General features: G+C 58.0%; 24 protein-coding genes and 1 tRNA gene. 15 read left to right on the top strand and 10 right to left on the bottom strand.

All coding sequences use genetic code 11. The annotated features are described in order from the left end of the window. Positions 1 to 46 precede the first annotated feature (46 nt). Complete coding sequence (locus QMG56_RS12055; protein ID WP_281822744.1) at positions 47 to 3298, bottom strand: amidohydrolase family protein; 3252 nt, start codon at positions 3296 to 3298, stop codon at positions 47 to 49. Between the two features lie 243 nt (positions 3299 to 3541). Between QMG56_RS12055 and QMG56_RS12050 the strand changes: the two genes are divergently transcribed. The 4 genes from QMG56_RS12050 to QMG56_RS12035 all read left to right on the top strand — a co-directional run bounded on the left by QMG56_RS12050 (position 3542) and on the right by QMG56_RS12035 (position 5144). Further along, a complete protein-coding gene (locus QMG56_RS12050; RefSeq protein WP_230188336.1) occupies positions 3542 to 3781 on the top strand; it encodes a hypothetical protein in 240 nt (79 codons plus the stop codon). Between the two features lie 512 nt (positions 3782 to 4293). Beyond that, positions 4294 to 4500, top strand: coding sequence for a cold-shock protein (locus tag QMG56_RS12045; RefSeq protein WP_104953994.1), 207 nt, complete (start codon positions 4294 to 4296; stop codon positions 4498 to 4500). A 132-nt stretch (positions 4501 to 4632) separates the two neighbouring features. Next, complete coding sequence (locus tag QMG56_RS12040; protein WP_230188337.1) at positions 4633 to 4827, top strand: hypothetical protein; 195 nt, start codon at positions 4633 to 4635, stop codon at positions 4825 to 4827. Positions 4828 to 4976: 149 nt separating this feature from the next. Then, positions 4977 to 5144, top strand: a complete 168-nt coding sequence (locus QMG56_RS12035) for a hypothetical protein (protein ID WP_230188425.1) — start codon at positions 4977 to 4979, stop codon at positions 5142 to 5144. A 14-nt stretch (positions 5145 to 5158) separates the two neighbouring features. Here QMG56_RS12035 and QMG56_RS12030 read toward each other — a convergent pair whose 3' ends face one another. Continuing rightward, positions 5159 to 5557 carry a low affinity iron permease family protein gene (locus QMG56_RS12030; RefSeq protein WP_230188338.1) on the bottom strand — a complete coding sequence of 133 codons (399 nt, stop codon included), beginning with the start codon at positions 5555 to 5557 and terminating at the stop codon, positions 5159 to 5161. 96 nt (positions 5558 to 5653) lie between these two features. On the opposite strand from QMG56_RS12030, the gene QMG56_RS12025 reads away from it, so the two are divergent. The 4 genes from QMG56_RS12025 (at position 5654) to QMG56_RS12010 (ending at position 9117) form a co-directional block, all read left to right on the top strand. Continuing rightward, positions 5654 to 5968 carry a hypothetical protein gene (locus QMG56_RS12025; RefSeq protein WP_281822743.1) on the top strand — a complete coding sequence of 105 codons (315 nt, stop codon included), beginning with the start codon at positions 5654 to 5656 and terminating at the stop codon, positions 5966 to 5968. Between the two features lie 144 nt (positions 5969 to 6112). After that, entirely contained in the window at positions 6113 to 7312 is a 1200-nt protein-coding gene (sucC, locus tag QMG56_RS12020; RefSeq protein ID WP_230188340.1) for an ADP-forming succinate--CoA ligase subunit beta, read from the top strand. A 129-nt stretch (positions 7313 to 7441) separates the two neighbouring features. After that, on the top strand, positions 7442 to 8191 hold the full coding sequence (locus QMG56_RS12015; RefSeq protein ID WP_230188341.1) for an electron transfer flavoprotein subunit beta/FixA family protein: 750 nt from the start codon (positions 7442 to 7444) through the stop codon (positions 8189 to 8191). Beyond that, positions 8188 to 9117 carry an electron transfer flavoprotein subunit alpha/FixB family protein gene (locus QMG56_RS12010; protein WP_230188342.1) on the top strand — a complete coding sequence of 310 codons (930 nt, stop codon included), beginning with the start codon at positions 8188 to 8190 and terminating at the stop codon, positions 9115 to 9117. The genes QMG56_RS12015 and QMG56_RS12010 overlap by 4 nt, the downstream gene beginning before the upstream one ends. Positions 9118 to 9197: 80 nt before the next feature. On the opposite strand, the gene nhaA is transcribed toward QMG56_RS12010, so the two are convergent. After that, complete coding sequence (gene nhaA, locus QMG56_RS12005) at positions 9198 to 10388, bottom strand: Na+/H+ antiporter NhaA (RefSeq protein ID WP_375713687.1); 1191 nt, start codon at positions 10386 to 10388, stop codon at positions 9198 to 9200. Here nhaA and QMG56_RS12000 point away from each other — a divergent pair. From QMG56_RS12000 to QMG56_RS11980, 5 genes are all read left to right on the top strand, one after another. Continuing rightward, positions 10354 to 12018 carry a glycosyl transferase family protein gene (locus tag QMG56_RS12000; protein ID WP_281822742.1) on the top strand — a complete coding sequence of 555 codons (1665 nt, stop codon included), beginning with the start codon at positions 10354 to 10356 and terminating at the stop codon, positions 12016 to 12018. The genes nhaA and QMG56_RS12000 overlap by 35 nt on opposite strands. Positions 12019 to 12296: 278 nt before the next feature. Beyond that, positions 12297 to 13037, top strand: a complete 741-nt coding sequence (locus tag QMG56_RS11995; protein ID WP_281822741.1) for a hypothetical protein — start codon at positions 12297 to 12299, stop codon at positions 13035 to 13037. 59 nt (positions 13038 to 13096) lie between these two features. After that, positions 13097 to 14011: a sulfite exporter TauE/SafE family protein gene (locus tag QMG56_RS11990; RefSeq protein WP_230188346.1), complete on the top strand. Its 915-nt coding sequence runs from the start codon at positions 13097 to 13099 to the stop codon at positions 14009 to 14011. Then, on the top strand, positions 14008 to 14772 hold the full coding sequence (locus tag QMG56_RS11985; protein ID WP_281822740.1) for a TIGR02186 family protein: 765 nt from the start codon (positions 14008 to 14010) through the stop codon (positions 14770 to 14772). The genes QMG56_RS11990 and QMG56_RS11985 overlap by 4 nt, the downstream gene beginning before the upstream one ends. Before the next feature lie 162 nt (positions 14773 to 14934). Continuing rightward, a complete protein-coding gene (locus tag QMG56_RS11980) occupies positions 14935 to 16521 on the top strand; it encodes a helicase HerA domain-containing protein (RefSeq protein ID WP_309298558.1) in 1587 nt (528 codons plus the stop codon). 5 nt (positions 16522 to 16526) lie between these two features. Here QMG56_RS11980 and QMG56_RS11975 read toward each other — a convergent pair whose 3' ends face one another. The 5 genes from QMG56_RS11975 to QMG56_RS11955 all read right to left on the bottom strand — a co-directional run bounded on the left by QMG56_RS11975 (position 16527) and on the right by QMG56_RS11955 (position 23436). Then, positions 16527 to 17921 (bottom strand): MATE family efflux transporter, encoded by a 1395-nt coding sequence (locus tag QMG56_RS11975; protein ID WP_281822739.1) that lies wholly within the window; start codon positions 17919 to 17921, stop codon positions 16527 to 16529. A gap of 78 nt (positions 17922 to 17999) precedes the next feature. Beyond that, positions 18000 to 20624: a valine--tRNA ligase gene (locus QMG56_RS11970; RefSeq protein WP_281822738.1), complete on the bottom strand. Its 2625-nt coding sequence runs from the start codon at positions 20622 to 20624 to the stop codon at positions 18000 to 18002. A gap of 75 nt (positions 20625 to 20699) precedes the next feature. Then, on the bottom strand, positions 20700 to 21260 hold the full coding sequence (locus QMG56_RS11965) for a DUF2497 domain-containing protein (RefSeq protein ID WP_281822737.1): 561 nt from the start codon (positions 21258 to 21260) through the stop codon (positions 20700 to 20702). A 57-nt stretch (positions 21261 to 21317) separates the two neighbouring features. After that, positions 21318 to 22748, bottom strand: a complete 1431-nt coding sequence (locus QMG56_RS11960) for a TolC family outer membrane protein (RefSeq protein ID WP_230188420.1) — start codon at positions 22746 to 22748, stop codon at positions 21318 to 21320. 49 nt (positions 22749 to 22797) lie between these two features. Next, positions 22798 to 23436 carry a protein-L-isoaspartate O-methyltransferase gene (locus tag QMG56_RS11955; RefSeq protein WP_281822736.1) on the bottom strand — a complete coding sequence of 213 codons (639 nt, stop codon included), beginning with the start codon at positions 23434 to 23436 and terminating at the stop codon, positions 22798 to 22800. Between the two features lie 226 nt (positions 23437 to 23662). On the opposite strand from QMG56_RS11955, the gene QMG56_RS11950 reads away from it, so the two are divergent. After that, positions 23663 to 23736: transfer RNA gene (locus QMG56_RS11950), tRNA-Cys, on the top strand. Positions 23737 to 23900: 164 nt separating this feature from the next. Continuing rightward, a complete protein-coding gene (locus tag QMG56_RS11945; protein ID WP_281822735.1) occupies positions 23901 to 25151 on the top strand; it encodes an integrase arm-type DNA-binding domain-containing protein in 1251 nt (416 codons plus the stop codon). Here the strand turns inward: QMG56_RS11945 and QMG56_RS11940 are convergent. Both QMG56_RS11940 and QMG56_RS11935 read right to left on the bottom strand, forming a co-directional pair. After that, positions 25146 to 25409 carry a helix-turn-helix domain-containing protein gene (locus tag QMG56_RS11940; protein ID WP_309298557.1) on the bottom strand — a complete coding sequence of 88 codons (264 nt, stop codon included), beginning with the start codon at positions 25407 to 25409 and terminating at the stop codon, positions 25146 to 25148. The two genes, QMG56_RS11945 and QMG56_RS11940, sit on opposite strands and share 6 nt — an antisense overlap. Further along, positions 25406 to 25714: a hypothetical protein gene (locus tag QMG56_RS11935; RefSeq protein WP_281822734.1), complete on the bottom strand. Its 309-nt coding sequence runs from the start codon at positions 25712 to 25714 to the stop codon at positions 25406 to 25408. Before QMG56_RS11935 ends, QMG56_RS11940 begins: the two co-directional genes overlap by 4 nt. Positions 25715 to 25787: the final 73 nt, after the last annotated feature.

Here is a 25787-nt window from a genome sequence, read left to right as displayed (position 1 = left end):
CCGGTCTTCAGCCTAGGCTGAAGACCGGGGAGCATTTACTGTCCTTCTAATCCACATGCCCGATGGCTTGGGTGGCCGTCTTTTCCGTCCAGCCGCCGTTACCAGGCTGTTCGAACCAAAAGGGCTTGCGTGGTTTTTGCCGCGTGCCGACTTCATCCATATTGCCGTCATAGACCCGACCATTGGCGACCGTGTATCGTATCGAGGTCGTGTTCCGGATGTTGTCCAGCGGGTTGGCATCCAGCACGACGAGATCAGCCAGCTTCCCAGGTTCCAGCGTCCCCAAATCCTTTTCCATGCCATAGGCCTTGGCAGGATTGATCGTGGCGGTCGCCAGCGCCTGAATCGGCGTCATACCGCCCAGAGCGAACATCCAGATGTCCCAATGTGCGCCCAGCCCTTCACGCTGGCCATGCGCGCCTATCGTGACGGGGATACCGATATCGCTGATACGTTTTGCGGTCTTGGCGATTTCGAGGACGTTGTTTTCCTCGTCGGGCACCATGACCGGACGACGTGCGCGGGAGTCCAGAATACGGCGCGGCACCCATTTGGTGAGGATCGGATCTTTCCAAACCTGCGTATGCTGATACCAGTAATTCTCCCCGAACGGACCGCCATAGGCGACGATCAGTGTCGGGTTATACGCGGTTCCCGACCCCTTCCAGAACTGCAGAACGTCATCGTAAACCTGCGCAACGGGCAGCGAATGTTCGATAGTGGTGTGACCATCAGCGATGAAGCTCATGTCCATTTCGAAAAGCGATCCGCCTTCCGGGACGACGCTCATGTCGAGTTGCCGCGCTGCCTCGATGATCTGCTGACGCTGTTCCCGGCGCGGCTGGTTATAGCTTTTCACCGACCAAGCACCCGCCGCTTTCATCCGGCGCAGATGACCGAGCGCGTCTTCAAGGCTGTCGATCTTGGCCGTGAACGGGGTCGTCGCACCATAAAGGATGGTGCCCGTCGAGAATATGCGCGGCGCCACGATCAAACCGGCTTTCGCCATTTCCGATGCTGCGAAGATTTCGCTCGTGTCGTTCGATGGGTCATGGATGGTCGTGACGCCAAAGCCCAGCCCGGCATAATTCACCCAGCTTTGCTGCGGGATGATTTCTTCCGATCCCATCGTTCCGTGCCAATGTCCGTCGATGATGCCCGGTATGATGGTCTTACCGGCGGCATCGATGATTTTGGTGCCCGCCGGAACCGAGACATTGGCACCGACCGCTTCGATGCGGTTGCCATTGAGCAGGATCGTGCCGTTTTCGATAACTTCGCCGCTGCCGCGCATCGTGATGATCCGCGCGCCGGTGAAGGCCACGCGGCCTGACGGCGTATCGTAATTCTGCCGGAAGGACAGGTTGATGCCCTGATCGGAAACCGGCGGCAACTTCTCGGGCGCCCCGGGGACGAATGTGAAATCGTCTTTCGTTGCACGACCGAACAGTTGCGGCCCGAGAGACCACCACAATTTCGCGCTGTCCCCTGACCAATGCAGCCAGTCGCCGGCATCCTTTGTTACCTGAAACACGGGCAGCGACTTCATGTCGGCGGCGATATCGATAGGCTTCCCTGTGCGGGTGAAGGGCATCACGCGGCCCTGGAAACGCTCGGTCCACGCGACCCACTTCTCGTCAGGAGATATTGCATATTCAGACGCATTCTCGCCAGTCAGGTGCGTGCGCTCCTCGGTCTTGTCGAGCGCAACGGATTTGAGCGCGCGGTTCTTGCCATCCTTCGCTACGAAAAAGACGCGATCGTTCGATGCCCCGAATTGCGGCTGTCCGCCTGCATCCGTAATCTTCTTCATTGCGCCACCAGCAGCAGGAACGACGTAAATGCCGGGCTCGCGCGCGTTGACGGGAGATGTCAGATAGCCATCCTCGACCTTCGTAAAGGCGATGGTCTTTCCGTCGGGCGAGAATGTCGGCTCCAGATAGTTTCCGGCGATCTGCGTCACCTTTCGCCCCACGCCGCCCGTTACAGGCATAGTCCGCACGGCCCCCTGCTCAGTGTCTGACCAGCTGACATAGGCGATCTGTTTGCCGTCGCGCGACCAGCTTGGGTACAGTTCGAAATGATCGTTCTGGCTGGTCAGGCGCTTGGCGGTGCCGCCCGCCACGTCGCGCACCCACAAATGACCCAGCGCCTCGAAGACGACTTTGTCGCCTTTGGGTGAGGTGTGGGCAAAGCGGATCATCTTCACGTCGAATTGCGAAGGCGCCACATCGACCTGATGGCGCACAGCTTCGGTCACGCGCCGGGTGCCGGTAACATGGAAAGGAATATCGCTAACGGCCTTGCTGCCGATATCGACCCTTTTGATCCCGCCCTGCGCCCAGAAGACCACGGACTTATTGTCCGGCGTCCATTCCATGCCGGGATACACGCCCTGGATTGCCCAGGTTTCCTGCATATCGCGATCAAGTATGTCAGTAATCGGCGTCTCGCGGCCGGTGGCGATGTCGAGTACGTAAAGGACGGTTTTGTACCGATCGCGACGGATGAAGGCGAGGCTTTTGCCATCGGGCGAAGGTGTGGGACGGATCGACCCGCCCGGTCCGCCGATATATTTCTCGATCTTGCCCGTATCGCGATCCAGCCGTTGAATGGCGTAAATCTCGCCGTTCACATCCTTGGAATATTCGAACACTTCTCCGGGCGTCACGTCATCGGAATAATAAAGGTAGCGACCGCCGGGAGAGAATGCAGGCTCGTTGGTGTCCTTCTGATCGGTCCGCTTTTTGGTGAGTTGCAGCCCTGCCCCGCCAGCCTTGTGGTAAAGCCACATTTCCCCCGCACCGAGCGACCGCCCCGAAGTAAAATGCTTGCGCGCGACGATATAGTCGCCGTCTGGCGACCAGTCCGCCTGATTGAGAAGGCGGAAATCCTCCTTCGTGACCTGACGCGGGTTCGCGCCATTGGCATCGACAATCCAGATGTTATCGCCGCCGCCACGATCCGACGTGAAAGCGATGGAGCGACCATCCGGCGAAAAGCGCGGCTGCATGTCCCATGCTTTACCGCTGGTAATGGGCTTCGCTTCGCCACCGTCGATAGGCATGACGTACAGATCGCCCAGCAGATCGAACGCTATCGTCTTACCGTCCGGCGATACGTCGAGCGACAGCCATGTGCCATTGCGCACATCGATGGGCACGTCCCGCGCCGGACCATGGTCCGCCGACACATCCCATTTGGGCTTCTCGTCAGCCTTTGCGGGCGTTGTAGAGGGAGTTTGCGCAAAAGCCGCCGTTGCCGTGGTGGCGAGCAAGGCGATGAAAAGCCTGGTCATGAAAAGATCGTGCCCCTGTTGAGTGGGTGCTGCGGATCCGCGCACCGGAATGTCAACACGCTAAGACAGTTGTGGTTGCCTCGTCAAAGGCTTAGCGCGATGGACCAATCGCCAAGAAATGCGAGGGCGACTTTTTTGAATTATGCTGCTATGCAGCGAATGTCGCGCGCCAAAGTTCAACGGGAATGCCGCGGCGGGAGAGCGCATAACGCCTCCGCCTGGTCTTGCCACGAAGGACATTCTATGAGCCGTGCCATCAACCTTTCCGCTGCGCCTGCCGCCGTCACGACGCTTTGCGAAAAGCACGCCATTCGCATTTCCAGCATCGAGCCTTTGGAATCGGGCGGTACGCGAGTCGTCCTGCTTACCGCTGATGGCGCCGATACCGTCCGCCGCCGTATGAAAGCTCAAATTGTCGACGGCCCGGTCGTGCGTTCGGGACTGTACATGGCGCGTCGGCCAATCGAATCCAGCCGTCATTGATTGACCTTGGCCAGACGGAAACGTCTGGCCAGTACTTTGGTTTTGGACCGCTGACCGATTAAACGTGACAAATCAGTATTGTGGTGCTACAATGCAGTTATCGTGCGAAGATTGCCCGCAAGCATCGCACGGCCGAGAGACAAGAATGCGCTCCCGCTTGCCCGTCAAGAGGAGTGTCTTCCTGGAAGACCTCAATCAGCTTTTGCATCGTGAGCAGACCGCTTTGTTGCGCGTACAGGCGAGCGAATGTTCCGCAGAACGCGCCTTAAATGTCCGTTCTGCACGAGATTATGGTGCTCGAATCGTGAACCACCGCTTGCCTTATCGCTCGCGTCGCGCCGATGGCAGCACTGCTTATGCGCCTGTCCGCGTTCGCGGATAGAGCACAACCCTTTCGACGCATCGGCCGGAGCCGGACGATGCGCTGTCATATTCGACTATCCGGCACCATATTTGGCACGTTGCCATCGCATAGGGCGAAGCGCGTGCATGACTACCCAAAGGAACTACCTATGCCTATCGGCACCGTTAAATTTTTCAACGCAGACAAGGGCTATGGCTTCATTGCTCCCGAAGACGGCGGCAACGACGCCTTCGTTCACATCACTGCGGTTGAAGCAGCCGGCATGCACACGCTGACGCAAAACCAGCGCGTGTCCTACGAACTGGAACCCGACAAGCGCGGTAAGACCGCAGCGGTCAATCTCCAGGCAGCCTAACCGCTGACAAGAGCAGGCGGCGGAATGTGCGGCAGCAATGCCCGTTCCGTCGCCGCTTTCTATATATCTGCCTAAAATTCCTGGTGCCCCCGCAGCACCTCGACTTTCTTCTCCGGATGAGGACAGCACATTATGACCCATTCCGATTTCTGTCGCCAGCAAGCCGCCAAGGCGCAGGCCGACGCCGATGCCACAAAGCTCGACAATGTTCGCGATCGTTGCCTGCGCTCCATGACAGCATGGACCGACATGGCCGACCGGGCTGAGCGCGTAGCCGCTGAACGCGAAGTACGCGAAGCAGCCTCTGCTGCGGCGCGAGCGCTTTAAAGCGCTCTCCTCCATTTTAAAATACGATTATACGGTATGGGTTGTCGGCAAGCCGCCGGGACTCCGTTGACCGAAGCTGCTACAATCTAACCGCTCACGTCACTCAGAAGAATGTCAGTATTATCCCAGTGGAGAGGGAGCAATGTGTCATGATGGACGTCAACTATCTTCTGCACCGACAGCAGGTGTCTCTGATACGCGCGACCTTGGCCAAGTCCGCTTCGGCGCGCGCTTCCCATGAGACATTGGCACGCGCCTATCGCGAACAGATCAATGCGTACCGCGAGAGCAACTGCATCTCTACACCGCCCCATTAGCAGCGGCGCCCCTGCTACCGCCGCTCGATGAGTCGTTCGATCGGTAGATGATTACCCTTTTCGTCACTACCCAGTTGCTCAAGTTCCGCTTTGATATCTTCGAGTTGTGCTTGGGTTAGATGCTCAATGCCAATGAACTGATTGCGCGCGCCCTCCACCGCCCGCAGCAGCTCATCCAGTTTTGCCTGCATCGCGGATGCATCCCGATTTTGAGCGTTTTGGATCAGGAACACCATCAGGAAAGTTACGATGGTCGTGCCCGTATTGATCACGAGTTGCCACGTGTCCGACCACTGGAAGAGCGGCCCGGTTATAATCCAAATCACTACCACGCCAAAAGCGAGCATGAAAGCAGCCGGCTGCCCTGCGAAACTGGCCGTCCGATGTGAAAATGCCGCGAAGAACCTGTCCATATCTTCTATCCAGTTGGAGCGTATGCAAAAAGCCTATGCGCTGCTCCGTGCACGACGTAAATCCCGCATTCAGGTGAAAACAGGGATCATCGCGATATGAAAATCGTTCCATTTTCCGTTCTTATGGCCAGCATCATGCTCGCCAGTTGTGCAACGCCCCAGACCCGTGTCGAAACAGGTCTTATGGACGCAGGCCTTTCCCCCCGCATGGCTGCATGCATGGCGGATCGAATGGTGGACCGCCTAAGCCTTGTACAGTTGAAACGCTTACAGTCGCTGGCGCGTGTTGGCCGGACGGACTTCGAACGGGTAACGGTCGACGGATTTCTATACAAAGTCCGGGCTTTGGAAGATCCAGAGATTTTTGCCGTTACCAGTAAAGCAGCATTGGTCTGTGCGCTGGATAGCTAGCACAGCACCAGCCATGGGCGCCTAGCGGAGCGCATTTTGCAATTTTGCAAAGTGATTTTGTGAAGTCGTGCTGGTTTTCCAGCAAACGCTGTGCTTTAGGGGCGTGAACCCTATTTTTCTCCCCTTAAAAGTGAGGCGGCACGCATGAATATCCATGAATATCAGGCCAAAGAACTCCTGGCGAAATATGGCGCGCCTGTGCCTGCCGGTTACGCCGCCATGTCGGTGGAAGAAGCTGTTGCTGCTGCAGGCAAGCTGCCCGGACCGCTTTACGTCGTGAAGGCACAAATTCATGCAGGCGGTCGTGGCAAAGGCAAGTTCAAGGAGCTCGGCCCCGATGCGAAGGGCGGCGTGCGCCTTGCCAAGACGCTGGACGAAGTAAAGGCAGCGGCGACCGACATGCTGGGTAACACACTCGTTACGATTCAGACGGGTGACGCAGGCAAGCAAGTCAATCGCCTCTACATTACTGATGGCGCGGACATCGCGAAGGAATATTACCTCGCCCTGCTGGTTGATCGTGGCACGGGCCGCGTGGCTTTCGTTGTATCGACCGAAGGCGGCATGGACATTGAAACCGTTGCGCACGACACGCCCGAAAAGATCCACAGCTTCGCTGTCGATCCCGCAACCGGATTCCAACCGCATCATGGCCGCAGCGTCGCTAAGGCACTTGAACTGACCGGCGACCTTGCCAAGCAAGCCGCAAAGGTAGCGGAAGCACTTTACAACGCATTCCTCGGCACCGATGCAGAGCAGATCGAAATCAACCCGCTGGCGCAAACCACCGACAACACGTTGCTGGTCCTGGACGCAAAGGTCGGCTTCGACGGTAACGCCCTGTTCCGCCACAAGGATTTGATGGAACTGCGCGACGAAACGGAAGAAGATCCGGCAGAGCTGGAAGCCAGCAAGTATGACCTTGCCTATATCAAGCTGGATGGTGACATCGGCTGCATGGTGAACGGCGCCGGTCTGGCGATGGCGACGATGGATATCATCAAGCTCAATGGCATGTTCCCGGCCAACTTCCTCGACGTCGGCGGTGGTGCAACGAAGGAGAAGGTGACGGCGGCGTTCAAGATCATCCTGTCCGATCCCGCTGTGAAGGGTATTCTCGTCAACATCTTTGGCGGCATCATGCGCTGCGACATTATCGCCGATGGCATCGTTGCGGCAGCCAAGGAAGTGAACCTTTCGGTTCCGCTGGTTGTCCGTCTTGAAGGCACCAACGTGCAACAAGGCAAGGACATTTTGGCAGCATCGGGTCTACCCATTGTTTCGGCAGACGATCTTGGCGACGCAGCGCGTAAAATCGTCGCGCAGGTCAAGCAGGTCGCATAATTCGGTGACGAGAGTGCAGCGACGCTACGGCATCGCTGCACTCTCATGACCCTCTTGCTTTGCATGGGTGCAACGCCCATTTGAAGCTGATAACTCCCCGGGAAGAGGCATAAACTGGAGGCCGACTCTATGAAAATCTTGGTGCCCGTGAAGCGGGTGATTGACTATAATGTGAAGCCGCGGGTGAAAGCGGACGGCACAGGCGTCGACTTAGCGAACGTCAAAATGTCTATGAACCCCTTCGACGAGATTGCTGTCGAGGAAGCTATCCGCTTGCGTGAAAAGGGCGCGGCGACCGAGATTATTGCGATTTCGATTGGCGTTGCGAAGGCACAGGAAACATTGCGTACGGCGCTGGCCATGGGCTGCGATCGCGCTATCCTGATTCAGACCGATGACGAAGTGGAACCTCTGGGCGTAGCCAAGCTACTCGCCAAGGTCGTCGAGGAAGAGCAACCCGGCCTTATCATTCTGGGCAAGCAGGCCATCGATGATGACAGCAACCAGACCGGGCAGATGCTCGCCGCTTTGCTTGGGCGTCCACAGGGTACATTCGCATCGAAGGTCGAGGTCGACGGCGACAGCGTCAGCGTTACGCGCGAAGTCGATGGCGGCCTGGAAACGGTAAAGCTCTCGCTTCCTGCGATTGTTACGACCGATTTGCGCTTGAACGAGCCGCGCTATGCTTCGCTGCCCAACATCATGAAAGCCAAATCCAAGCCACTCGCACAAAAGACTCCGGCCGATTTTGGGGTGGACATTACGCCGCGCCTGGAAACGCTCAATGTGGTCGAACCGCCGAAGCGTTCGGCAGGTATCAAGGTTGCCGATGTCGATGAACTGGTAACGAAGCTCAAGGCAATGGGAGTGGCGGCATGAAGACGCTCGTTTGGGTCGAACATGAAGGCGGCCATCTGAAAGATGCAACACTGGCTGTAGTCACCGCTGCCAGCAAATTGGGCGAAGTGCACCTGATCGTCGCGGGGCAGGACGTCGCCGGCGTTGCCGGCGAAGCGGCTAAGATAGCTGGCGTACAAAAGGTCCACGTTGCTGACGATGCAGCGTACGCGCATGGCCTGGCTGAAAATGTTGCGCCATTGATCGTTGATCTTATGGGGCATCACGATGCGTTTCTTGCTCCGGCGACCAGCCACGGCAAGAATATCGCGCCGCGCGTTGCCGCTTTGCTCGACGTGATGCAGATAAGTGATATCCTCTCGGTCGAAAGCGAAGATACGTTTACCCGCCCGACCTATGCTGGCAATGCCATTGCGACCGTCAAGTCGAAGGACGCAAAAAAGGTTATCACCGTACGTGGCACGGCCTTCGAAAAGGCGGCCACAGAAGGTGGCAGCGGTTCGATTGAAGCCGTAAGCGGTGCAGGCGATGCAGGCACATCGACCTTTGTCGGCGCGGAAATCGTTAAGCTGGAACGTCCGGAACTGACATCTGCTAAGATCATCGTGTCGGGCGGACGCGCATTGAAGGATGGACCCACGTTCGAGTCCACCATTTTTCCGCTTGCTGACAAGCTGGGTGCCGCAGTCGGCGCCTCGCGTGCCGCGGTGGATGCTGGCTACGTTCCCAACGACTATCAGGTCGGTCAGACCGGCAAGATCGTTGCCCCGGAAGTCTATGTCGCAATCGGCATTTCCGGCGCAATCCAGCATCTGGCAGGTATGAAAGATTCTAAGACGATCATCGCCATCAACAAGGATGAGGACGCGCCGATCTTTCAGGTTGCCGACATCGGCCTGGTCGGCGATCTGTTCAAGATCGTGCCGGAATTGACCGAAAAGCTGTAAGACACTTCTCTTTATTAATAAAAAGGCCCCGATAGCGATATCGGGGCCTTTTTATTAACGCTTCGTGCTGTCGCGCCGTGTCAGCAATGTGCCACGTCTCCATCCGCATCGATCTCGCGCGCCTGTTGCCTTTCTTCTACGTTGTGCTGTGGGTGCAATGGTGCGAACCGCAAAATTACGAACCCGACGATGGCCGATAAAATGGATCCCATCAGGATACCGATCTTAGCTTCCTCGACAAACAGCGGGTCGTTTGGAAAAGCCAATCCGCCGATAAACAGGCTCATCGTAAAGCCAATGCCACACAGCAAAGAGACAGCGTATATTTGAAGCCAAGTCGCTCCACGCGGTTTAGTACCCAAACCAATGCGAACCGCAAGCATGACACTTAAGAATATGCCCACCTGTTTGCCCAAGAACAATCCTCCGGCAATACCTATCGGAAGCGGTGCGAAGACATGTTCCAGTCCGATCCCGGCCATGGACACCCCAGCATTTGCAAATCCGAACAAAGGGACAACGAAATAGGCGCTCAGTGGATGAAGAGCATGTTCGAGGCGGTGCAATGGGCTATCGTCCGCGTCGGGAGCGCCAGGCGTAGCGCGTATTGGGATGGTGAACGCCGCCAGCACCCCGGCAATCGTTGCATGAACGCCAGACAGCAAAACCGCATACCAAAGTGCCGCAAAGCAAATGAGAAACACCGGCAGCGACTTCACACCTGCTTTGTTGAGGCCAAACATCAGCGCGAGGATCAATCCCGCTGCAAGGAGCGCCATCGTGTCAATGCCTTGTGTGTAGGCAATAGCGATAACCGCGACCGCACCCATGTCGTCGACGATGGCCACTGTCATCAAGAACAGCTTGAGGGAAGTCGGCGCGCGTTTACCCAGCAGCGCCAGTACCCCAATTGCAAAAGCGATGTCGGTCGCCGCAGGAATCGCCCAGCCATTGAACAGCGCGGGATCGCCATTTACCGCCAAAAGATAAATAGCTGCAGGCACCATCATTCCCGCCGCAGCGGCAATCATGGGCAGACGGCGCGCCGTCCAGTTAGACAAGCGACCGTCCAGAAATTCGCGTTTGATCTCTAGCCCAACCAACAGAAAGAACAGCGCCATCAGACCGTCATTGATCCAAAGATGCACGGTCATCGATCCCAGCTTGGGCGTCAGCACCGGACCGATGTCTGCATGAATGAAATGCTGATAAAGCTCGGCTACACCACCAGGAATATTGGCAGCCAGCATTGCAAGCGCTGCAGCCACCATCAGCAACACCCCCCCACCGGCTTCGCTGGCCAGAAAATCGCGTAGTGCTGACCGTGTTCCGTTCTGCGCCATAGCGAATAAAGTCCTTTGCTCAATGGAGGCGCCCCGCCCACACCTATCGGAAAGCGAATGCTCGGGTCAAATGCTGCATGCGCTAACTAGCGCTTGCAAATACGTTCATAATGGAGATTGTAGCCCCAAAATTGCGGAATGTCGGGGGACCATTTCCATATTTACAGTCAACGCCCTACTCAGCCTTCTGGTCGGTGTACAGCGGGAGCTTATGCTCTTTGCTGCCTGTGGACTGGTCATCGGTGGCATAGATGAACTGTTGATCGATATCGTTTACGTCAGCCGCAATCTCTGGCGACGCCTGACGATCTATACGCGGTTTGACGCGATGACGACCATGACGTTGCCTGCATCCGATCATTTAGGCCGTATCGCCGTTTTCGTGCCGGCCTGGCATGAGGCGGATGTCATCGGGGCCATGCTATCGACGACGTTGCAGAAATGGGGCCAACAAAATTACCGCATATTTGTCGGCACATATCCCAATGATAGCAACACGATCGAACAAGTCTCCATCCTAGCGGATCGTGATCCCAGAGTAGTGCTGGTCGTCAATGCTATCGACGGCCCCACGACAAAGGCAGACTGTCTCAACGCAATTTGGGACGCCATGCTGTATGAAGAGCAGCGTACCGGTACAGCGTTCAAGGCAGTTGTCTTACACGATGCGGAAGATGTCGTTCATCCTGACGAGTTGCGCGTATTCGATCGATTGATGGATCGCTTCGACATGATTCAACTGCCCGTTCTGCCTCTCGTCAGCCAGCAGTCACAATGGGTGGCGGGCCACTACTGCGATGAATTCGCCGAAGCCCATGGCAAAAATTTGGTAGTGCGTGAAGCTCTGGGCGCGGCGGTTCCGTCCGCTGGCGTAGGATGCGCTCTAAGCCGAGACGCATTGATGAGGCTTGCCACGGATCAGGGCGGACGCCCCTTCGACCCACGATCGCTTACTGAAGATTACGAAATTGGTTTGCGCTTGACGGAACGCGGATATCGCGGAATTTTCGTCCGCATGAATGATGCTGCCGGCAAGTCGGTATGCAGTCGCGGCCATTTTCCGGAAACTTTGATTGACGCGGTTCGCCAAAAGGCACGCTGGACAGTGGGCATATCGCTGGCAGGATGGGATCGGCTGGGCTGGAATGGGGGCTTTGTTGAACGCTGGATGCGGTTACGAGACCGCGCAGCGGCTTTATCTGCTCTGATCCTGTTCGCGGCTTATGTCAGCGGGCTATTGTGGATAGCGCTGTGGACCATCGAGCAGGTGAGCAATCGGAGTTTAATCGCCACCACGCCATTACTCACCCGCCTTCTCTCAGCGACCGCACTACTGATGCTCTGGCGTGTGATGGTTCGATCCCTATTCGTCGGCCATGCCTATGGCTGGCGACAGGCTTTGCGATCTGTCCCACGCACCGCCATCGCCAACATCATCGCAATCCTGGCAGCACGGCGCGCGCTCGCTGTTTATGTAGGCCTGTTACGCGGAACGCCGTTGCTCTGGGATAAAACGCAGCATCGGTTTCCAGCGAATCCTGTGCGGGAAGCACAGTGAGCCGCAGCAATAGACAGGGGCAGCCGCTAAGGTTCCTGCTGGTTGTGGTACTCTGCTGGATTGGGGGGCGGCTTGCCGTGTCCCATGAATGGTCGCCCACACAGCTACAAGCAGGAATTAAACGAGCATCGCCAAATTTACAGGCGAACCAGCCCAGCACGTTACACGCGAGCCGCGCGAGTATCGATCTGCACCACATTGCGGCTTCCACAATCCTAAGGAAGCCGCAGCCCGTAAGGAGACGCGATGCACGGTGGGCCCAAGCGAGCGAGGTGCCGATGCACAACATCCCTTACGTCACGCCGCCGGTTATAAAGGAGAGGGAAACCGCGCCGACCTCTTTTGCCGGTGCGCCGCTCATTTCCGGCCAAGCAGGAGGCGGGCGTTGGTCCGCGAGTAGCTGGATATTCTGGCGGGATGCCAGCGGGCAGAACAGCCTCGCCAGCGTGGGACAACTCGGCGGATCACAGGCCGGGTTTCGGCTGGCCTATCAGTTGCTGCCGAATGCGCCGGAAAAGCTAGCGCTTTACAGCCGTATTACAGGCGCGCTGCGGGGTCCCTATGCACCCGAAGCTGCCGTCGGAATATCGACTCAGCCAATCGCAGATCTTCCAGTTCGCGTCGCGGTCGAACGGCGCATCGCATTGGATCACGATGCCCGCAACGCGATGGCGGTGATGGCGGTCGGCGGAATTAGGCCGCTCTCAATTGCACGGGGCTTGATACTGGAAGGCTATGGTCAAGCGGGGATCGTAGGTGTCCATAGCCGGGATGCATTTGTCGACGGCAAAGTTACGCTGATGCACCCCATTCATTCTACGCTCCCTATCTCAGTGGGAATAAGCCTCTCTGGGGGCGCTCAGCCAAGCGTCGCTCGGTTCGACATCGGACCACAGATCGAATCGCGGCTGAAACTTGGCGAGCACTCGGCGCGGATATCTGCAGAGTGGCGCCACCGCGCCGCTGGCAACGCACGACCGGGATCAGGGCTGGCTGTGACGCTCGCTACAGATTTTTAACCCCTTTTCGGCTGGAACGCCTTTATATCGCCGCGCTTTGGGACTAGGCCAAAGGCTCCATGGACATTTATCTGCCCATAGCCAATCTGTCCGTGAACGCGCTGGTGATTATCGGCTTAGGCGGGCTGGTGGGCATATTGTCCGGCATGTTCGGTGTCGGCGGCGGGTTTCTGACAACGCCCCTGCTCATCTTTTACGGCATTCCGCCGACTGTTGCCGCTGCCTCGGCGGCGACGCAGGTTACAGGCGCCAGCGTTTCGGGTGTTTTCACCCATCTCTCCCGGAAGACCGTCGATATACAGATGGGCATCGTCATGGTGGTTGGCGGGATCATCGGCGCAATTTTAGGCGCCCTCCTTTTCCGGTTGCTTCAACAACTGGGCCAGATCGATACGGTCATCGCCATACTCTATGTTCTGATGCTGGGTTCCATCGGCAGCCTGATGGCTCATGAATCGATCAAATCGTTGATTGCCATGAAAACGGGCGCGCAGGTTCCCGCGCGCAAGAGGCGACACCACCCGCTGGTGGCCGCATTGCCGATGCGGTGGCGCTTTTATCGCTCGGGTTTGTATATCTCGCCGCTTGCTCCGCTCATCCTGGGAATCGCCACCGGCATATTGACGATGTTGCTGGGCGTAGGCGGGGGCTTTATCATGGTTCCCGCCATGCTGTATCTGCTCGGCATGACGACACAGGTGGTCGTAGGAACGTCGCTGTTCCAGATCCTGTTCGTCACGATGGTGACAACCATGGTGCACAGCTTGACCACCAAGGCCGTCGATCTGGTCCTTGCACTTTTGCTGCTGATCGGAAGCGTCGTCGGCGCTCAGATAGGCACCCGGATTTCCATGGCGGCCCGTCCGGAATATCTACGCATCATCCTTGCGTTCATCGTGCTTGTTATCGCCATCCGAATGGCGTTGGGCCTGGGCTGGCGCCCAGATGAGATCTTTACGGTGCAATTGCAATGAAGTCGCGTCAGCGCATCGCATTGCTTTTGCCCGTCGCGTTGCTGCTCGGCGCAGCAAAGGCACCCATGCTGGTTCCAGACGTTTCACAGCGTGAAATCGTTATCCAGTATAGTTTCACTGGCGCGGAATTACTGCTGTTCGGGGCAATCGTCTATCCAGACGGGCGTCCACCCGATGAACGCGCGGACATCGTCGTGGTTTTGAAAGGCCCCGATCAATCGATCGTCATGCGGGAAAAACAAAAGGTGGCGGGCATCTGGGTCAATGCCGACAGCGCGCGCTTCCGTTCCGCACCCAGTTTCTATGCCATGGCTTCGTCCCGCCCCATAGACAAGATCGTCGATGATCGCACCGCGGCCATTTTCGAACTTGGCGTGGACAAGCTCCAGCTTTCGCCTGCCTCCCTCAATGCAAGCGCTGACATCGAACGATTTCAAAAGGGGCTGGTCGATCTGCGTCGCCGCAATGGCCTGTTCGTCGAGCGGCAAGGCAATGTCGAGATCACCGACGGTGTTCTTTACCGCGCGCGTCTCCCGCTATCCGCGCGGGTGATCGTTGGCGACTATACCGCCGAAACTTTTCTCGTGCAGGATGGTCGCGTAGTCGCTGCAGCCGTGCGCGACATCACCATTCGCAAATCGGGATTTGAGCGGTCGATTGCACAGGCTGCCCAAAACTGGTCGTTCTTCTATGGACTAGTGGCCATTGCGATGGCGGTCGGCATGGGATGGGCTGCGGGAGCCATCGCCAAGCGGTTATAGGCGTCTGTAATCCAATATTTACCGGTTTTGGGTACGCTACGCTGTCGTCGAACATTTTTTTGACGGTTTGCGTAGCGCGGGAACTGTATGAACAGCATAACGGGCTCAGCCCATTTCGAACAAGCGATGCGAGATGCCAGCATTGCTGAATCTGGCGAATCCATGGGCTTTGTTTTCCAGATTGCTGGGTCGAGTTCGCAACTCCTGCTCGAAACCGCCTGCCTTGCCGGGTATAGCCATAGCGAAGACCCATCGATTGCAATGGCTGGTCAAGTCGGCAGTCAGGTGAAGATGCGCGTCGGGAGCAACTGGCTGGTTGCTAACGTCCGCACGATGACGCTGGATCGCCATGACCCAACCAAGATCGTCGCGGACATTGATTTTCTGGGTGAAGGTGACGAAGAGCGATTGACCGGGAAGATCTATGGGTTTCGGCGCGGTGTGACTCGCTACCCGACCCCCGGCACGGATGTTTACCCTGTGTCGAGTTCGGAAATGAACCAGATCTACGCGGCTGACGAGCGCGCCAATGTGCAAATTGGCATGGTGTATCCCACGAAGACCACCCGTGCAGCGCTGTACGTCGATTCCATGCTGGGCAAGCATTTCGCGCTGCTGGGATCGACCGGCACGGGCAAATCCACTAGCGCTGCGCTGATCCTGCATCGCATCTGCGATCTTGCGCCGCAGGGGCATATCGTCATGGTCGATCCGCATGGCGAATATTCGGCAGCATTCAAGACCAACGGTGCCATCTTCGACGTCAACAACCTTGCCCTGCCCTACTGGCTGATGAATTTCGAAGAACATTGCGAAGTGTTCGTTACGTCGGAAGGTTCCGACCGAACCCTCGACAGCGATATCCTTGCCAAATGCTTGCTTGCTGCGCGCAGCAAGAACCGTCTGGCCGAAGCTACCGGGCGATTGACTGTCGATTCGCCGATCCCCTATCTGCTGTCTGACCTTACCAACATTCTGCAGAATGAGATGGGTAAGCTCGACAAGGGCACCAACTCCCTTCCCTATCTGCGTTTGAAGACGAAGATAGACGAGATCAAAAGCGACCCACGGTACAGCTTCATGTTTTCCGGAATGTTGGTCGCCGATACGATGCAGGACTTCCTTGCAAAGATCTTCCGCCTACCGGCCGATGGGAAGCCGATTTCGATCATCGATGTGTCGGCCATGCCGTCCGACATCACCTCGGTGGTGGTATCCGTGCTGGCGCGGCTGGTGTTCGATTATGCTATCTGGGCCCGTAATGAGCCACAACGGCCCATCCTGCTCGTTTGCGAAGAAGCGCATCGTTACATTCCCAGCAGCAAGACCGGGGGCGGTCAGGCTGTCCGCAAGATTTTGGAGCGCATCGCGAAGGAAGGCCGTAAATACGGGGTTTCTCTTGGCCTTATTACGCAGCGTCCATCCGATCTTGCCGAAGGCGTCCTGTCGCAATGCGGTACGATCATTGCCATGCGCCTCAACAACGACCGGGATCAGGCCTTCGTCAAGGCCGCAATGCCCGAAGGTGCACGGGGCTTTCTGGATTCTATTCCGGCGTTGCGCAACCGGGAATGCATCATCTGCGGTGAGGGCGTCGCCGTCCCGATCCGCGTCGCGCTGGACGATCTCGAAGCGAACAAGCGCCCTGCATCCAGTGATCCGAGCTTTACCGAACAGTGGTGCGAAAGCGGCGGCGAACATGAAATACTGGAACGCACGGTTACCCGGTGGCGCAATCAGGGCCGGTAGTAGGCTTAGCCTGTGGGCGCCATGCGCCCCGCAGGTTCAGTTGCCGCATTAGTGCCTTCGCGGCATTCCTCGACATTCGGCACAACAAGCATTTTCGTCCTGCGCCAGCCACCCTGCATATACACAGCACCGGCCAGCAATAGTGCCACGGCCGATCCCAAAGGATAGCTGAGCCAAATCGCGTCGGCACCCAACGCCGGGTAAGCAAGCCAGTAAAAGCCGATGCGTACGGGATAGAAAGCAACGATCAGAATAAGCAACGGAGCGATCACTGCCCCATTGGATCGCATCGTCCCAAAGAGGACCATGGTGAGGCCGAACAGCAGGAAGCTCCAGCTCGCAAGGAACTGCATATGTCGTGCGACGTCGATTGCCGCACTGCCTGAGCCCAGGAACAGCGCCAGTACCGGTCGGTCGAAGGCCAACATGAGGCCGATCATGGCGCCGGTCATGACTATGTTGGATATCATGCCGCGCCCTGTGATGCCGTTTACCCGATCCCAGCGCCCTGCCCCAATGTTCTGCGCAGCCATTGCACTCACCGCAGCACCGATCGCCATCGCGGGCATTTGCAGATAGGTCCAAAGTTGCTGCGCAGCGCCATATGCGGCCGAGGTCAAAAGCCCCTCGCGATTGACCAGGCCGACCATGACGAGACCCGCCGTCGAAATGACGATCATCTGAAGGCCCATAGGGAAGCCCTTTCGGATGATGATCGCCAGTTGTGCCCGGCCAGGTATAAGATAAGCGAGTTCATGGCCTCTCAGGCGAAGCGGCAAGTCCTTTCGGTACACATAGACCAGCATTGCGATCAGGCTGACATAGCCTGCAACGGCAGTGGCCGTCGCAGATCCTGCTATACCCATAGCCGGAATCGGCCCTGCCCCGCGAATGAACAGCGGATTCAGGCCGCTGTCCAGAATGACGCTGAGAATCATGAACCATAGGGGCGTTATGGAGTCGCCCGACCCACGCAAGCCCATCATGACCATTACGCTGATGAGCGACGCAGGCATGGCAAGGAAAATGACGCGCAAATAGGTGAGCGCCAGATCGAACGCCGCGCCGGGCGTGGCAAGCGCGCGCAAAATCGCAGGCGCGCCTATCCATCCGGCCGCCGAGACTACGATTGCAAGGAGAAAACAAAAGCCCAGTGCCGACCCAAAAGCGCGTCGTGCAGCGGCAATATCCCGACGGCCGAAAGCCTGTCCCACCATGACGGTCGCTGCCATCCCGAAGCCGAAAACGGCGGAGAAAAGCAGGAACATGATGATATTGGCGTTTGCCGTGGCCGCCAGCGCGCCTTCCCCCAAAAACCGCCCGACCCAGATCGAATTGATCGATCCGTTTAGCGACTGGAGGACGTTGGAAGCCAAAGTCGGCAGTGCAAAGACCAACAATGTGCGGCTGATAGGACCAGAGGTAAGATCTGCCGCACCCCGCGGGGGGACCGACGCGGCAGGCTCACTGTCCACCGCTCAGCCCAGTCGCGCCAGAGCTGCAGCCAATCTCTCAGCTTCGGCGGATTTTTCCGCATGGTCTGCACGGGCTTTTTCCACTGCCTCCGGCTTCGCACGATCTACGAAGCTGGCATTGCCAAGGCGACCGGCAAGCGCATCGCGTTCCTTGGCGGCAGCTTCCATGGCTTTGGTCAAGCGCGCTTTTTCTGCTGCAATATCGATGACGCCATCCAGGGGCAGAATATACGTCGCCTCGTCCACCACAATCTGTGCAGCGCCAGCTTCGCTGGGGTCGCCATGCGTGATGCTCTCGATCCGCGCCATACGCGACAACGAAGCGTGCTGGCGCGCCAGGCGTGCCTTGGTTGCTTCGGACGCATCCCGGACGATGGCTTGCATCTTCGCGCCCGGCGGCACGTTGAGTTCGGTGCGCCCTGTCCGGATCGCCTGAACCAGCCGGATCAGCCAGTCGATCTCTGCACTTGCTTCTGGATCGATGGCTTGCGCATCGACCTGCGGCCATTGCGCGACGATCAGGTCAGCATCGCGCTGCCCCATTGCGTGCCAAAGTTCTTCGGTGATGAACGGCATGAAGGGGTGCAGCATCACAAGTATCTGGTCGAACACCCAACCCGCGACGGCCTTGGTCTCGTCGTTGATCTGGCCTTTGATCAGTTCGAGATACCAGTCGCAGAAGCGATCCCATACGAAGTGATAGATCGTGTTGGCCGCCGCATCGAAGCGTAGGTCAGCCATGGCCAAGTCAAGCGCCTGTACGGTTGCGATGGTTTCCGCAACGATCCAGCGATTGACCGGCAGCGTCGCATCCGGCGCGCCCAGCGCCTCTGATGCTCCAATACCGTTCGATTGCAGGAAACGCGCTGCATTCCAAAGCTTCGTCGCGAAATTGCGATAGCCCTCGACGCGCTTCTCATCCATTTTGATGTCGCGGCCCTGACTTTCCATCGCTGCCATGAAAAAGCGCAAGGCGTCCGCACCATATTGGTCGATCAGGCCAAGCGGATCGACCGTGTTGCCTTTCGACTTCGACATCTTGCTGCCATCGGCAGCGCGGACGAGGCCGTGCAAATAGAGCTTCTTCCAAGGCACATCGCCCATGAACTCGATGCCCTGCATCGCCATGCGTGCATCCCAGAAGAACAAAATGTCGAACCCGGAAATGAGCAGATCGTTTGGATAGTGACGCGATACCTGCTGTGTTTCCTCCGGCCAGCCAAGCGTCCCGAATGGCCAAAGCGCGGAAGAAAACCATGTGTCGAGCACATCGGGATCGCGAGTCAGCGGCTTGTTTCCTGCCAATGCCTGCGCAGCGGCCTCATCTTCCGCGACATAGGCCTTGCCTTCGTCATCGAACCACGCAGGTATCTGATGCCCCCACCACAACTGGCGGGACACACACCAGGGCTGGATGTTATCCATCCAGTTGAAATAGGTCTTTTCCCATGTTTTCGGCACGATCTCGATAGCGCCCGACTTCACCGCTTCGATAGCAGGCTTGGCCAGCGTTTCCGCATCGACATACCATTGATCGGTTAGCCAAGGCTCTATGACGACGCCGGAGCGGTCGCCATAAGGCGTCTGGATGACGCGATCTTCGATCTTGTCCAGAAGGCCCAGCGCATCGATGGCATCGACCACCGCTTTGCGCGCGTCGAACCGGTCCAGACCCAGATATTCAGCAGGGATGAGGCCATCGGCGACTTGGACCACCTTGGCATCGGCATCCAGCATGTTCAGCATCTCAGCCGCCTTGAACCCGGCCCGCTTGCCGACTTCGAAGTCGTTGAAATCATGTCCGGGGGTTATCTTCACGGCGCCGCTGCCCAGTTCGGGATCGGCATGTTCATCCGCGACAATGGGGATAAGGCGCCCCGTGATCGGCAACTTGACCATCGTACCCACGAGCGCAGCATAGCGTTCATCCGTGGGATTTACCGCAACGGCCATGTCCGCCAGCATCGTTTCCGGGCGCGTAGTCGCGACGGAGATGTGCCCCGACCCATCCGCCAGGGGGTAGCGGAAATGCCAGAATTTACCGTTGATCTCGCGAGTCTCAACTTCAAGGTCGGAGATGGCCGTCTTGAGGCCCGGATCCCAGTTCACCAGCCGCTTGTCGCGATATAGCAGACCGCGATTATACAACTCCACGAACACCTTGATGACGGCCTTTGAAAAGCCTTCGTCCATGGTGAAACGCTCGTTCGCCCAGTCCATCGAACAGCCAAGACGGCGGAGCTGGCGCGTGATTTCACCGCCGCTTTCTTCCTTCCACTCCCAAACCTTCGCGATGAACTCTTCGCGCGTAAAGTCGGTGCGCTTCTGCTGGCGCTGGTTCATCTGCCGCTCGACGACCATTTGCGTAGCAATACCCGCATGGTCGGTACCGACTACCCACAAGGCATCCTTGCCGCGGAGCCGTTCATAGCGGACCACGATATCCTGCAACGTATTGTCCAGCGCGTGCCCGATATGCAGGCTGCCCGTCACATTGGGCGGAGGGTTCACGATGGTGAAAGGCTGCGCGTCGGGACGCTCAGGACGGAACAGGCCTTTGTCTTCCCAATGGCTGTACCAGCGGGATTCTATGGCGGCGGGATCGAAGTTTTTCGGCAGGTCGGTCATGCGACTGCCTTTAACGTTTGGAACGCAACCGTCAAAGCCGAAGTAGACGCTCAACCCGCCTTGGCGCGCCGCCGGTTAAATTTCGCGGCCGGTGATCCGCGCGATTTCTTTCGCGACCATCGCCTCGACAAGTCCGGGAAGATTCGTGTCGAGCCACTGCTTCATCATGGGGCGCAGCAGCTCCCGAACAAGCGCTTCCAGCGTGTTGTCTCCGCCGGCCTGCGGCTTCACCAGCATTGCAGACAGGGTAGACAGCGAATGACGCGCCGCTATTTCGCTTTCGACCGAGAGCATCGCCGCGGGATCGGACGGTTCAGTCGCAGGTGACGCTTTCACTTCAGGCTTAGCCATCTCTTGTGGCTCCGGAATGTTCGAGGCACCCTCATGCGCGTCCTCGACGGGGGCAATGCTTTCAGGCGAATCGAACGCTTCGGTCAGTTCCAGAACCTCGTCAACTTGTGCGTTGTGAAGCACGGTTGTCGGCTCTGCATCTTCTTCAACTGCGGGCGAATTGCGACCACGACGCAATGTGCGCGGCGCAGATGCACGGGCGGCTTCATCGCCTTCTTCGGCAATGATGCGCTTGATGGAAGACAGTATCTCTTCCATCGAGGGTTCTTTGGTCATGTCCCCCATTGTCGTCGCCCCTCAATTACCCTGTTCGTACCTGGCAGCAGCGCGAGGCGTTAACCATCATTTTGCTGCGTCAGGCGCTACCATGGCGTTTTGTGCAGGCGTGTCAACGGTGCGTGTCGCCACGGGCTGCGGACGGGGATCGCCGCCCCAGTCGAGCAGCTTGTTCTTCACGCGATCATAATTTTGCACAGGATCATACAAAACGCCTGCCTCAAGACCCAAATCGTCCGCTTCGGCATGGCCCATAGCCGCCAGCAAAGTGAAGCCGGCAACGTAGGCATTGCGCCGCGCAGACACCAACTGGACACGAGCATTCAAAGCTTCCTGTTCCGCATTCAGAATGTCGAGAATAGTACGACTGCCGACCGAATTTTCCGCCCTTACGCCTTCCAGCGATAGCGAGGTCGCATCGACCGCAGATTGGCTGGACACGATCGTCTGTAGCGACGCCTGCCAACTTGCGTAAGCAGCACGCGCCTGGGCAATTACACTGCGCTCCGTTTCGATCTCGCGCTCGATAGATTGCGATTCGAATGCTTGGCTTTGGCGAACCTGTGCCGCTGGACGACCGCCCTGATATAGAGGCAGGTTTAATTGCACGCCTGCAGACGCCGTTTCGTTGATCTGCGATGACGCCCGGTCGCCAAGCGTATCGAGATAATTGGTATAGCCGCCCTGAGTAAATACCGAGACGGTCGGCTTCGCGGCGGCGCGAGCGACTTTCACGTCATACACCGCTGCTTCTCGTGTTTTCTTTGCAGCCAGAATGTCGGGATTGTCGGCAACGGCCACCTGCACTGCCAGATCGGGGCTTTGCGGCAAGTTGGGCAAAGGCGGTGGCGTTTCCAGATTGTCCGGAACGTCGCCAACCAGCGCGATATAATTTTCCCGCGAACGAATGAGATTGGCTTCCGCCGTCTGTAAATCGCTGCGCGCCAGGGCAAGGCGAGATTGCGATTGAGCAATGTCAGTGCGCGTCAAATCGCCGACTTCAAAGCGATCGTTCGTCGCCTGCAAATTGACATCCAGAACGCCAACATTGGCGCGATTGAGCGAAACAATGGCCTGGTCGCGAATGACATCCATGTAAGCCGCTACGACTTGCGAGAAAACCGACGCTTCCGTCGCACGAAGGTTAGCCCGACCGGCCTCCACACGCGTTTTGGCGCCACGCACACCGTTCTTGACTGCTCCGCCCGAATAGATCGGAACACTCAACTGCGCTTGGGCGTTTGCCGTGCGCTGGGGCGAGGTGAAGCTGATCGTAGGCTTCAGGATGCTCTCGGTATACGATCCGCTAGCCTGCAGATTAGGGCGTCCCGCTGCCTTCTGGATCGGCACATTTTCATCCGTGGCGCGCTGACCTGCCCGCGCGCCCGTCAGCGTCGGGTTGCTTTGATACGCCTTGAGCAGCGCCGTCTGCAGCGTTTCCGCAGCCGCTGGATAGACCGAAGCCGCCGAAGCCAAAACGGCCGTTGTTCCAAGCAACGCAAAGCGCCGGACGGCGATGGACAGACTTTTCAAATGCAGTGCCCTCTTAAAAAACGAATGTTTTCGGTCGGGCAAAGCCCGGCAACGATACCATTTCTATGTCCGCAATATTCGTAAGGCCAAAGGCATTGCCGCTCTTGCGCCCTGTCGCAAGCCGCGTAACGCCGCGGTCGGCAAGCCCTGCGGTCATACGACCCCCATCCGCCAGTTGTTCAACGAGTGCGTCGGGAATGTCCTCAACTGCGCCATCTACGATGATCACATCGTAAGGCGCGCCCGCAGGCGATCCCGCCACCAGCGATCCGGGGGCCAAGGTTACGCCAGAAAGGGTTTGATCGTCCGGCAACAGATCCGCGCCATCCACTGCCATCACATTAGCGCCCATCGATGCAAGCACCGCCGCCGTATAGCCGGTCGCCGCCCCGATCAGCAGCACCTTGTCGCCTGCCTTGATCGCCGCTTCCGTCAGCAATCGCCCCGTGGCCAGCGGAGGGTTCAAGCTCCGCCCGTTTGCCAAAGGAATAGGGCGGTCGATATAAGCCATTGCCTGCCGATCCGCCGGGACGAAAGTCTCACGCGGGACAAGCGCCATAGCCGCGATTACGCGCGCATCGCTGACATCGCTGGTGCGAAGTTGGCTTTCCACCATCGCGGCGCGCATCGAGGCGAAATTCGGTTTAGTCACCACAGGTCTCCAATTGGCACAACTGTATTGGTAACGCAATACAGTAAATGACTTAGCAAACCTCTAATTCACATGCCGCTTGAGGCCAAGCACCATTACGCGATTGCAACAGAGATTTTTCCGCCCAGTTTGGCGCTTTAGCCGCCGCCAGCGGCAGCGACTGATGCGTTATACTTGACTTTGCTTCATAGGCTGCGCATTGGCGTCCTCCCCACGACAACGGTTTGGCCCGATGGCGGAGTGGTTACGCAGAGGACTGCAAATCCTTGCACGCCGGTTCGATTCCGGCTCGGGCCTCCATTTCTCCGTTTGAAGACGTCCGGCAACGTCCATTAAACGGCTGTTTTCCAGCACTTTTTCTGGTATTATTGCCCGCATCGGTTCGGACGGTTCCACCTGCATCCGGGTACAATGATGGTACGGATGATGGATCGGACCCCGAACATGGATTCGGAGGTCCATCAATGTCGGACAGTGCGAAACGCAAGACGGGCCTGACCGCAAACGCGGTGAAGCACGCGAGACCCAGAGATAAGGATTACAAGCTGTCGGATCGCGACGGCCTGTACTTGCTCGTGAAAACCACCGGCATTCGATACTGGCGGATGAACTACCGCTTCGGCGGACAGCAACGGACATTGTCGTTCGGGCGCTGGCCTGAGATTCTGCTGGGGGATGCGCGCGAGATGCTGATCGAAGCACGTCGCCAACTCGCCAAAGGCCTTGATCCGCTGGAACAGGCAAAGCTGGAAAAGATCGCCAAATCCATCGCTGCCACCAATACGTTTCAAGCCGTAGCGGAAGAATGGCTGGAAAAGATCGAGAAGGAAGGGCTAGCCGCTATTACCCTCAAGAAGGCGCGCTGGCTGCTGGCGCAAACCTACCCGGCCTTGGGCAGGAGACCGATCTCCGAAATCACGGCCCACGAACTACTGCTTGTCCTCAAGAAGATCGAAGCCTCGAAGCGGTACGACACCGCTAACCGCATCCGCAGCACGTGCAGTCAGGTGTTCCGCTATGCCATTGCAACGACCCGCGCTGAACGGGACATCTGCTCTGACCTACGCGGCGCGCTGGTCACCCCTCGCACCAGTCACCGCGCTGCGATCACGACCCCAACGGAAGCGGGCGGACTGCTTCGCGCTATCGAGGATTACGAGGGCAACGACCTGACGCGGATTGCGCTCCGGCTGCTGCCTCACTTGTTCGTCCGCCCCGGCGAACTGCGCTGGGCGGAATGGGGCGAGTTCGATTGCGACAAGGCGGTTTGGACGATCCCCGACCACAAGATGAAAATGCGCCGCCCTCATGCTGTGCCGCTGTCACGGCAGGCCTTGACGATCATCGGCGAAATCGAACACGATGCCAGCTACAGCGCCTTCCTGTTTCCGTCATTGCGCGCTCTGGACCGCCCGATGTCGGACAACACGATCAATGCTGCGCTACGTCGGCTCGGTTTCAGCAAGGACCGGATGACGGGCCATGGCTTTCGCGCCATGGCAGCCACCTTGCTCAATGAGATGGGTATCTGGAACCCCGATGCCATCGAACGCCAACTGGCCCACACAGATGGCAACTCAATCCGCCGCGCTTACGCCCGTGGCCAGTACTGGGACGAACGGGTGCGCATGATGCAGCACTGGTCCGACTACATCGATCAACTGCGCGACGGCGCGACTATCCTGCGCCCCAAATTCGGCCACAGCGCATCATAATCGCTTTTCCCGCGCACGCTCGATCAGGGCGTGCAGGCTGGCTACCGGGACCAAGGTGCAACGCCCGATCTTGATCGTCTCCAGGTCGCCCGAAGCGATCAATTCATAAAGCTTGGATCGCCGGATGCCGGTCAACCGGATGGCATCCGCGATCCTGACGGAAATCGGCTGAAGCGCGGTTGCCGTCGCGGCGGGCATGACAAAGGGCAGTGCAAGCTGCTTGCCATCGCGCGCCGGTGATTCAATGCGCCGGATCATTGGCCCTGCTCCGGATCGGCCTGGGTCAACTTTCGCCGGTGGGCGTCGTGCACCCTGCTGCGAAGGGACTTGTCGGGGTGTTCGAGAAGCAGGCCATCGAGCGCAACTGCAATGAAGGTCAGCTGCCGCTTGATGTGCTCGACGTTCTTCCGGCCTTCCTCCCGGAACTCCTGCCCTTGAAACAGGTCCGTGACGATAGCGCCTATCCACTGACTGCGGCTCTGCTTGGCGCGGGTTGCTTCTTCCTGCACCCAGGCAGCGACATGCTTGGGCAGGTAGGTCTGGATCGAAACATTACGTGTCATTGGAAACTCCAGTGATCTGGAGCCTGGCACGCACTGCGAAAGGCAAGTCTGTTCTATGTTTGTTCTGAATGAA

This window comes from Sphingobium sp. BS19 (genome assembly GCF_027925545.1).
GTDB lineage: Bacteria > Pseudomonadota > Alphaproteobacteria > Sphingomonadales > Sphingomonadaceae > Sphingobium.
Note: the sequence above shows the minus strand (reverse complement) of the source record. Positions and strands in the feature narration are given on the sequence as shown.